Below are 10,726 nucleotides of genomic sequence, written 5' to 3'. Positions count from 1 at the left end.
TTTTTAATGGTATTTACAATTCGTTTAGTTTTTAAAAATTTAGATGTAGGAGCTATAACTGATATAAAAGACATAATTGATAAAAAATATATAGCTATAGGAATTTATGTGATATTAACGTACATATTTTTAGAAGGAGTTATTTTAAAGCAAATAATAGATGCTCAATATAAAGTAGAAGCAAAATTCTTAGGGATTAAGCTAGCTACTATGGGTTTTTATTATAATTTAGTTACGCCTTTTGCTTCGGGAAGCCAACCGATGCTTATATATGTTTTAAATAAATATAAAGTTCCACTTAGTGAGGCTACAGGTATAGTAACTAATAAAACTTTATTATATCAGGCTGTAGTTACTATTTATTGTATGATATTCTTCTTTTTTAATATAGATATATTGAGAACTGAAATGCCAACTGTCATGCCTTTAGTTATATTAGGGATAAGCATAAATGCATTTACGATTATAGTAGGATTACTGGCTATTTTGAATCCAAATAAGATAAAGTTTGTATTGAATATTTTAATTGAACATCTATCTAAATTTAAAATTCTGAGATTTTTAAGGGATAAAAACGAAAAAATAAATGATTTTATAGATGAATACAGTCAATGTGTTAAATTTTTTATGACAAATAAAAAGTTATTAATAAAAACAACTATATTAACTGTAGCGCAGTTGTCTGCGTATTTCAGCGTTTCTTTTTGGATATATAAGGCATTTAATCTAAGCCATTATCATTTTATGTATATGATAACTCTACAGACATTTTTATATATGGCTGTTTCGCCTATACCAACTCCGGGTAATATAGGGGCAAATGAGATAGCTTTTTTTACTATATTTGCAAACGTATTTCCTAAGCCGATTTTGGGATATGCAGTTTTATTATATGGAGGATTGGTTTATTATTTAATTTTAATAGGAAGTGGTATAATGACTATTATCACTCATTTTCAAATTAAGGAAAAGAATACGCTTATTAAACCTAGTGATACAAGTAAAATATAAATTTTAGTATAAAGGAGATATAAAATGACATTTAAAAAAATAAACGATAGCGAGCAACAAAATATACACGATAGAAACTGTGTAATTTTAGTTAATTTTAATAATAAGGAACTTACAGCAATTAAAACAGTAAGTGGTTTTGTAGGAATAAAAGATAGAATAGTTGTCAATAGTAAAAATGGAAATACAAAAATAAAGGATATATTAGATGGAAATATATCTGATGACAATGAGGATATTTGGAGTGAGAAGGCTGTAATATTTAATAATATCCCAAATAATAGAGTTATGGGATTTTTAGATAGCTTGAAAAAGATGAAAATCAAAAGACCTCTATCAGCTATGGTGACAGAGGTTTCTATAGATTGGACTTTAAATACATTGATTTATAATTTAAAAGAAGAACGAAAAGCTCTTTCTAAAGGAAAAACTGTAAATCACGATAAATAAAATATTACAGATATTAAATATATACTATAAAAGGTAAATATTAATATTTAATATTTGAGATGAATACATCTCAATTTTTTTTTGAAAGTAATGTGGATTAATTTTAAAAGGAGATGTGGGAATGAAGGTTTTATTTAATTTGAGAGTAAAAGAGGAACAATTTAAGAAAATAGAAGATTTGGGATATGAAGTAGTTTGCATTCCAGAGAAGAAGCTTCAAAACAGTGCAGAGACAGATGATGCAGATATTTTAGTAGCGTATAATCCATTTGAAACACTCGATATATCGAAAATGAAAAATTTAAAATACATCATATTGACAAGTGTAGGATTTGATCAATTGCCTAAAGAAAAAATTTTAGCACAAAATATACAAGTATCTAATAACAGAGGCGGGTATAGTATTCCTATGTCTGAATGGATAGTTATGTGTATATTAGAGATATATAAAAAGGCTAGAGGTTTTCATATTAAACAGGATAAGAAGCTTTGGAATATGGATTTATCGTTAAGTGAGTTATACGGTCAAAGGATAGGATTTTTAGGAACTGGAACAATTGCTGTAGAATCTGCTAAAAGACTAAAGGCGTTTGGTGTAGAGCTGTGGGGTTATAATACTGATGGACGAGATATAAAATATTTTGATGAATGTTTTTCTAAGGATCAAATTGATGAGATTTTTAAAAATTGTGATGTTGTAGTAAGCACAATGCCTTGCACTGCAGAAACAGAAGGTATGTTAAATAAAGATAAATTTGCCTTGATGAAGGACGGATCTAGCTTTATAAATGTAGGAAGAGGTAAATTGGTAAAAGAAGATGATTTGGTACAATTTTTAGATAAATTTAAAGGTGTAGCATTAGATGTATTTGAAAATGAGCCTTTGAGAGACGATAGTCCTCTATGGGAGGCAGAAAATGTAATAGTAACACCTCATAATTGCTGGGCTTCAGATAGAAATAGAGAGAGAGTAGATCAAATGATTTATTCTAATTTAAAGAAGTACATAAAAGGAGAAACAGTATCCAATTTAGTAAATATAAACAGAGGGTATTAATTTAAAATTTTATGGTAAAATTATAAAAAATAGTTAAGGAGTTTTTTTTAATATGAGCGCTCAAAAAAGAATTGAAGAATTGAGAAATTTAATAAATTATCACAATGAAAAATACTACAATCAAGATTCACCGGAGATAGAGGATTTTGAGTACGACAATTTAATGAAGGAATTAATCGAGCTTGAAGATAAGAATCCTGAATTAAAAACAAATGACTCACCGTCAAATAGAGTCGGAGGAAAGCCTCTAGATAAATTTGACCAAGTAGTGCATAAAATACCTATGTTGAGCCTTTCAAACGGGTTTTCATGGCAGGTTTTTAAGGATTTTGATTCAAGAGTTAGAGAAGCAGTAGACGGTGAGGTTGAATATGTAGTTGAAATTAAAATAGACGGTTTATCAGTTTGATTGAACTACAACAACGGTGTATTCGAAAGTGGAGCTACTAGAGGAAACGGTATAGTCGGAGAAGACATAACTAAAAATTTAATGACTATAAAAAATATCCCACTTAAAATAAAGGAAAACGGAGAATTGACAGTAAGAGGAGAGGTTTATATTTCTAAGGAGGATTTTGAAAAAATAAACAAAATCCAAGAAGAACAGGACCAACCTCTATATGCTAATCCAAGAAATCTAGCTGCAGGGTCTTTGCGCCAATTAGATTCTAAATTGACGGCTAAAAGACCATTAGACATATTTATATTTAATTTAGAGGATATAAATTCTAAAGAATTCAAAACTCACAGTGAATCACTAGAATATTTAAAAGAGTTAGGATTTTCAGTAAGTCCAAATTTCAAAGTATTTAAAACTATGGACGAGATAATAGAGCATATAAAGTACTGGACAGAACACAGAGAGGATTTATCATTTGGAATAGACGGAATGGTTATAAAGGTAAATAACCTAGCACAGAGGGAACAAATGGGATATACTGCAAAAAGTCCTAGATGGGCGATTGCTTACAAATTCCCTGCAGAGAGAAAAGAAACTAAACTATTAGATATAATAGTAGAAGTTGGTAGAACAGGAACTATAACTCCTACAGCGGTTCTAGAGCCAATAAGACTTGCAGGAACTACAGTAAGTAGAGCCACACTTCACAATGAAGACTATATAAAGGAAAAAGATATAAAGATAAATGATACTGTACTAGTTCAAAAAGCAGGAGACATAATTCCACAGGTAGTAGAAGTAGTAACAGATAAGAGAACAGGAGAAGAGATAGAATTTAATATGCCTACAGCGTGTCCTGTCTGCGGTGAGCCTACCGTAAGATTAGATGGCGAGGCAGCAGTTAAATGTATAAATATATCTTGTCCAGCTCAAATCAGAAGGGGAATTATACATTTTGCTTCAAGAGAAGCGATGAATATAGATGGTCTAGGTGAGTCTATAATTACATTGCTATTAAATGAGAAGCTAATAGAAAATATATCTGATTTATACTATCTACAAAAAGAGCAAATATCAGGCCTTGAGAGAATGGGAGATAAATCAGCAACTAACCTAATAAACGCCATAAATAAATCAAAAGAAAATGATTTATGGAGACTTATAAACGGCTTAGGAATAAAATTAATAGGAACTAAGGCCGCAAAAGTACTTGCAAGTGAATTCAAGGATTTAGATAAATTGATGAAGGCTTCAGAAGAAGAGCTAATAAATTTAGAGGAATTTGGAAACACTATGGCAGACAGCGTTGTGGAATTTTTCAAGGAAGAAAAGAATTTACTAGTTATAGAAAAGTTAAAAGCAATCGGTGTAAATACTAAGCTAATTGAATCAGATGATGAAGATATACCTAAAATATTTGACAAGATGAAAATTGTTTTAACAGGAACGCTTCCAACATTAAAGAGAAATGATGCCAAGGAGCTAATAGAAAAAAGAGGTGGAAAGGCTACTTCTAGTGTCAGTAAATCGACTTCGTTCGTGCTTGCAGGAGAAGAGGCTGGCTCTAAGCTTACAAAGGCAAATGATTTGGGAATAAAGGTTATAGATGAAGCGAAATTTTTACAATTAATAGAGCTTAAAACTAATCAAGAGGTTCTAGAAAATTTATAGAAAAATAATTGTTAGATTAAAAATAATCTTATAAAAGTTGATTTTACCTTATAAATGTAGTAAATTAATCAAAGTAGTGATAGAATGATTTAATGAATAAGTTAGTTTATTAGAGTATATAAATCTATAAGATTTAATGAATTATTTGGAAGAAGCGTTTGATTTTAGAAAGGAAAAAAAATGACGAGAATTGATGGTAGAGAGTTTGATCAAATTAGAGATTTAAAAATAACTAGAAATTACACAAAATATGCAGAGGGGTCTGTATTTATAGAAATGGGCGATACAAAAGTTTTATGCAATGCTTCTGTAGAGGACAAGGTTCCTCCCTTTCTAAGAAATACAGGAACTGGCTGGATAAATGCAGAATACTCTATGTTACCTAGATCAACTCAACAAAGAAAAATCAGAGATGCATCTAGAGGAAAAATAGACGGCAGAACTCAAGAAATACAAAGATTAATAGGGAGAGCTATTAGATCTGTAGTTGATTTAGATAAATTGGGAGAAAGAACTATCTGGGTAGATTGTGATGTAATTCAAGCTGATGGTGGTACTAGAACAGCATCAATAACAGGGGCGTTTGTAGCTGTGTTAGATGCTATTAATAAGCTACATAAGGATAAAGTAATAAAACACATGCCTGTTAGAAATTTCGTATCAGCTATAAGCGTGGGAATAGTAGATGGAGAGTATTTATTAGATTTATGCTATGATGAGGATTCAAATGCACAAGTCGATATGAATATCATAATGACTGACAAGGGAGAATTCGTCGAAGTACAAGGTACAGGGGAGGAATGTCCTTTTTCAAGAAAAGATCTAGATAAGCTTTTAGAGCTAGGAGAAAAGGGTAATAAGATATTATTACAAGCTCAAAGAGAAGCTCTAGGAGAAATAGCAGATGAGATTTTAGGTGTCGACTACGGCAATGATGTGGTTATAGCAACAGGAAATGCTCATAAATTAGAAGAAATAGGTGACATATTAAAAGACTTAGATTATAATATATATTCATTGAAGGATGTCGACCTTGATGGCTTAGAAATTGAAGAAAATGGGAAAACATTTGAACATAATGCATTGATAAAAGCTAGAGAAGTAGCAAAAAGAACTAAAATGATAACAATAGCAGATGATTCTGGACTTGAAGTAGATGCAATAGGCAAAAAACCTGGCATTTATTCTGCAAGATATGCAGGAGAAAATGCTACTGATGAAGAAAATAGAGCTAAGCTATTAAAATCATTAAATAATACTCCTATGAGTCATAGAAGTGCGAGATTTGTTTGTTGTATAGCAGTAGTTTTCCCAGATGGTAAAGAATTTGTAGTAAGAGGTACTTGTGAAGGAACTATAGGATTTGAAGAAAAGGGCAAAAATGGATTTGGATATGATAATTTATTTATAGTAGACCAATATAATAAGACCTTTGCTGAATTGCCATCAAGCATAAAAAATGCTATAAGTCATAGAGCAAATGCACTACAATTAATGAAAGAAGAATTATCAAGAAGAGTAGGCAGATAGTATAATAGAGGTAGTGAAATAACGATGAGAATAGGAATAATTAGTGATACTCATAGATTTACAGCAGCAATTGATAGAGCAATTCCGTTCTTACAAGATTGCGATTTAATTGTTCATGCAGGGGACAATATAGATGATTCTGAGTATATAGAGGCTATGACAGATATTCCTGTTGTGGCGGTCAAGGGAAATTGTGATTTTTATTCAGATCCAGGAAAAGATGAAGATGTATTTACAGCTGAAGACAAAAAGATTTTTGTTTGCCATGGTCATAGATATGGTATTAAATACACTTTAGTGGATTTATATGAAAGAGCATTGGATTTAGGCGCAAATATAGTAATATTTGGTCATTCACATGTTCCTTGTTATGAAAATGTAAAGGGTATTATATTTATTAATCCAGGAAGTCCATCCTTGCCAAGAGGAGGTTCAACTAAAGGACTTGGTATATTGGATATAGAAAATGGAGAAATTAATTACGAAAGAATAAAAATATAAATACCTTGAATTCAATGGAACACTTGTAAATAAAAAAATGGTTGTGATATAATTAAAGAGTTAGATATTTATTAGAATGAAAAAGTTATTCTAAAATGATTACATATATATATTTAGGAGGATAAAGTTAAATGAAAGCAGAATTAATTAAAAAAGAAGGTAACGTTGTAGATTTCAAATTAACTATAGACAACGACAAATTTGAAGCTGCTATAAACAAAGCTTATAACAAAAACAAAGGTAGATTCAATATAGCAGGATTTAGAAAAGGTAAAGCACCTAGAAAAATAATCGAAAATAACTATGGAAAAGGTGTATTCTATGAAGATGCTATAGATATAGTATTCCCAGAAGAATATCCAAAAGCAATAGATGAATTAGGTTTATTACCAATAGATAGACCAAGCATAGATGTTGAAGAAATAAGCAAAGACAATGGTTTAGTATTATTAGTAAAAGTTGAAGTAAGACCAGAATTTGAATTAGGTCAATACAAAGGTATAGAAGTAGAAAAAGTTGATTATACTGTAAGTGATGAAGATGTAGATGCTAAATTAAAACAATTACAAGAAAAAGCTTCTAGATTAGTAGATTCAGATAAAGAAATAGAAAATGGAGATACTGCTAACATAGACTACGAAGGATTCAAAGATGGTGTTCCTTTCGCAGGTGGTAAAGAAGAAGGACACGACTTAGTTATAGGATCTGGAGCATTTATACCAGGATTTGAAGAACAATTAATAGGTAAAAAAGCTGGAGAAGAAGTTGAATTAAACGTTACTTTCCCAGAAGGTTACCATGTACAAGAATTATCAGGTGCACCAGTTGTATTTAAAGTTAAAGTAAATGCAGTAAAAGTTAAAGAATTACCAGAATTAGACGATGAATTTGCTAAAGACACTACTGAATTCGAAACTTTAGATGAATTAAAAGCTGATATAAGAGCTAATGCTGAAAAAGAAGCAGCTGACAGAGCTAAAGCTGAAGAAAGAAATGCAGTAGTAGAAAAAGCTGTAGATAATACAGAAGTAGAAGTTCCTGACACTATGATAGAAGCTCAAATAGATAATTCAATAATGGAACTTAATTATTCATTACAATATCAAGGATTCAGCATAGAACAATTATTAGAAATGACAGGAAAAACTATGCAAGAATTAAGAGATGAAAAGAGAGAAGATGCTAAAAAAGCAGTAAAATCTTCATTAGTAATAGATGCTATAGCAACTGCTGAAAATGTTACTGTAAGCGATGAAGATCTTGATGCAGAAGTAGCTAAAATGGCAGAAAATTATAGCATGACAGTAGAACAAGTAAAAGAAGCTTTAAGACCAACTGGACTAGATGATATAAAAGGACAATTAAGAATAACAAAGACAATAGACTTATTAGTTGAAAATGCTGTTATAGCATAGTAAACACTACAATCAGATTAAATTGTGGTAGTTTTAATAAACTACCGCAGATATATCCACAAAAATATGAAGGGGGTATGATTTATGGCATTAGTACCTACTGTAGTAGAACAGACAGGTAGAGGAGAGAGAGCCTACGATATATATTCTAGACTTTTAAAGGACAGAATAATATTCTTAAGTGATGAAGTAAATGACACTACTGCTAGTTTAGTAGTTGCTCAGTTATTATTTTTAGAGGCTGAAGACCCAGATAAGGATATACATTTATATATAAATTCTCCAGGTGGTAGCGTAACAGCTGGTATGGCTATTTACGATACTATGCAATATATAAAACCAGATGTAAGCACTATATGCATAGGTATGGCTGCTTCAATGGGTGCATTTTTATTAAATGCAGGAGCAAAAGGAAAAAGATTTGCACTACCAAATAGTGAAATAATGATACACCAACCTTTAGGTGGAGCAAAAGGTCAAGCTACAGATATAGAAATTCATGCAAAATGGATTTTAAAAATCAGAGAAAGATTAAATAAAATTCTTTCTGAAAGAACTGGCCAACCAATAGAAAAAATACAAGTAGATACAGAACGTGACAACTTTATGAGTGCTCAAGAAGCAAAAGAATACGGTCTAATCGATGAAGTAATTGAAAAGAAGTAATTGAAAAAAGAGCGTAGTTTTAGGAAGAGGTGCTTAATATGTCAAAATACGAAGATAAAAGACAATTAAAATGTTCATTCTGTGGAAAGACTCAAGACCAAGTTAGAAGATTAATTGCAGGGCCAAATGTTTATATTTGTGATGAATGTGTTGAGCTTTGTGATGAAATAATACAAGAAGAGATGGAAGAAACTTTAGAAGAGGATACTCTATCTTTACCAAAACCTAAAGAAATGATGGAAATCTTAAATGATTATGTCATAGGTCAAGAAAGAGCTAAAAAGATATTATCAGTAGCTGTATATAATCACTATAAGAGAATTTACAGCAAAAAATCGAATTCTAAAGATATAGAAATTCAAAAAAGTAATATCCTTCTATTAGGACCAACAGGTTCAGGTAAAACTTTATTAGCTCAAACATTGGCTAAAACATTAAATGTGCCATTTGCGATGGCTGATGCTACATCTTTAACAGAAGCAGGGTATGTTGGAGAAGATGTTGAAAACATCTTATTAAAACTTATCCAAGCTGCTGATTTTGACATAGAAAAAGCAGAAAGAGGCATAATCTATATAGATGAAATTGATAAGATAGCAAGAAAATCGGAAAATCCATCTATTACTAGAGATGTTAGTGGTGAAGGAGTTCAACAAGCATTATTAAAAATACTTGAAGGGACAGTTGCAAATGTTCCGCCACAAGGTGGAAGAAAACATCCTCATCAAGAATTCCTTAAAATAGATACAACTAATATATTATTTATTCTAGGCGGAGCTTTTGATGGAATTGAAAAAATAATCCAAAGACGTGGAGAAACAAAAACGCTTGGATTTGGAGCAAAAATAGAAAGTAAAAAGAATATAGATTTAGGCAAGATATATTCAAAGGTACTTCCTGAAGATTTATTAAAATACGGTATAATACCAGAATTTATAGGAAGAATACCAGTCGTTGCAACGCTAGAATTGCTAGATGAAGATGCTTTAATGAGAATACTACAAGAACCAAAAAATGCTTTGGTAAAACAATATAAGAAATTATTAGAGCTTGACAACGTAGAATTAGAGTTTGAAGACGATGCATTAAGAGCTATTGCTAAAAAAGCTATAGAAAGAAATACAGGAGCTAGAGGACTTAGAAGTATCGTTGAAAGTGTTATGATGGAAACTATGTATGAAGTTCCATCTAGAGATGATATTAAAAAGGTAATAGTTACTAAGAAATCTGTAGAAGGAGATAGCGATCCAGTAATAGTACTTAAAAATCATGAAGAAAGTGCATAAATATTGCATAATTGAAAATAAAGTGCATATGTATTGCGTGCATAAATTAAGTTTAAAAAAAGGAGCTTGTTTAGCTCCTTTTTTAAATTTTGCTTTCTGATGAATAAATTAAATAAATATAAGGAAAAAATAAGGGTATATTTCTATTTATGTTGAAAATTGAACTTCGTAAATATATAATATAAAAAGCACTATAAAAAGTGTTTGTTTAATATACATTATAGAAAATGCTTTAAGGAGTGAAGATTGTGGAAGATAAATATATTAAGATAGAATCTAAATTACCATTAATTCCTCTAAGAGGACTAGCAATTTTTCCATATATGATATTGAATTTTGATATAGGCAGAGATATTTCCATAAGAGCTTTAGATGAAGCGATGATGGGAGATGAGTTGATATTTCTAACATCACAAAAGGAAGTTGAAGTTGATGAGCCTACAATAGATGACTTTTATCATGTTGGAACAATTTGTAAAGTAAAGCAAATGATAAAATTACCTGGAGACACAGTTCGTGTTTTAGTTGAAGGTATATCAAGAGCTAAAATAAAAGAAGTTAATCAAGATAGAGGCTTTTTTGAAGCTGTTGTCGATGAAATAATATATGACCAAAGCGAAAGTGAAAACGATGTAGAAGTTCAAGCTTTAGTTAGAAATGTTTTAGACTCTTTTGAAGAATATATAAATATAGGAAATAGAGTTTCTCCTGAAATACTTGTTTCATTAGGAGAAATAGA

Annotated in this window: 9 protein-coding genes and 1 pseudogene; all 10 read left to right on the top strand. The window is 30.6% G+C overall.

What is annotated here, in order from left to right; translation table 11 throughout:
- The coding region (locus MR593_RS08900) for a lysylphosphatidylglycerol synthase transmembrane domain-containing protein (protein WP_290692016.1) at nt 1-1,011 on the top strand (1,011 nt) is incomplete at its 5' end.
- Between the two features lie 24 nt (nt 1,012-1,035).
- Nucleotides 1,036-1,461, top strand: coding sequence for a DUF3783 domain-containing protein (locus tag MR593_RS08895; protein WP_290692014.1), 426 nt, complete (start codon nt 1,036-1,038; stop codon nt 1,459-1,461).
- 121 nt (nt 1,462-1,582) lie between these two features.
- Nucleotides 1,583-2,518 (top strand): phosphoglycerate dehydrogenase, encoded by a 936-nt coding sequence (locus tag MR593_RS08890; protein WP_290692012.1) that lies wholly within the window; start codon nt 1,583-1,585, stop codon nt 2,516-2,518.
- A 52-nt stretch (nt 2,519-2,570) separates the two neighbouring features.
- Nucleotides 2,571-4,589, top strand: a pseudogene (ligA, locus tag MR593_RS08885) (NAD-dependent DNA ligase LigA).
- 180 nt (nt 4,590-4,769) lie between these two features.
- Nucleotides 4,770-6,119, top strand: a complete 1,350-nt coding sequence (rph, locus tag MR593_RS08880; RefSeq protein WP_290692010.1) for a ribonuclease PH — start codon at nt 4,770-4,772, stop codon at nt 6,117-6,119.
- A gap of 24 nt (nt 6,120-6,143) precedes the next feature.
- Nucleotides 6,144-6,620, top strand: coding sequence for a metallophosphoesterase family protein (locus tag MR593_RS08875; protein WP_290692008.1), 477 nt, complete (start codon nt 6,144-6,146; stop codon nt 6,618-6,620).
- A 131-nt stretch (nt 6,621-6,751) separates the two neighbouring features.
- On the top strand, nt 6,752-8,035 hold the full coding sequence (gene tig / locus MR593_RS08870) for a trigger factor (RefSeq protein WP_290692006.1): 1,284 nt from the start codon (nt 6,752-6,754) through the stop codon (nt 8,033-8,035).
- A gap of 84 nt (nt 8,036-8,119) precedes the next feature.
- A complete protein-coding gene (gene clpP, locus MR593_RS08865) occupies nt 8,120-8,701 on the top strand; it encodes an ATP-dependent Clp endopeptidase proteolytic subunit ClpP (RefSeq protein WP_290692004.1) in 582 nt (193 codons plus the stop codon).
- 38 nt (nt 8,702-8,739) lie between these two features.
- Nucleotides 8,740-9,987, top strand: a complete 1,248-nt coding sequence (gene clpX / locus MR593_RS08860) for an ATP-dependent Clp protease ATP-binding subunit ClpX (protein WP_290692002.1) — start codon at nt 8,740-8,742, stop codon at nt 9,985-9,987.
- Nucleotides 9,988-10,235: 248 nt separating this feature from the next.
- On the top strand, nt 10,236-10,726 hold a 491-nt coding region (locus MR593_RS08855), incomplete at its 3' end, for an LON peptidase substrate-binding domain-containing protein (RefSeq protein WP_290692000.1).

The organism is Intestinibacter sp., from assembly GCF_022780145.1.
GTDB lineage: Bacteria > Bacillota > Clostridia > Peptostreptococcales > Peptostreptococcaceae > Intestinibacter.
Note: the sequence above shows the minus strand (reverse complement) of the source record. Positions and strands in the feature narration are given on the sequence as shown.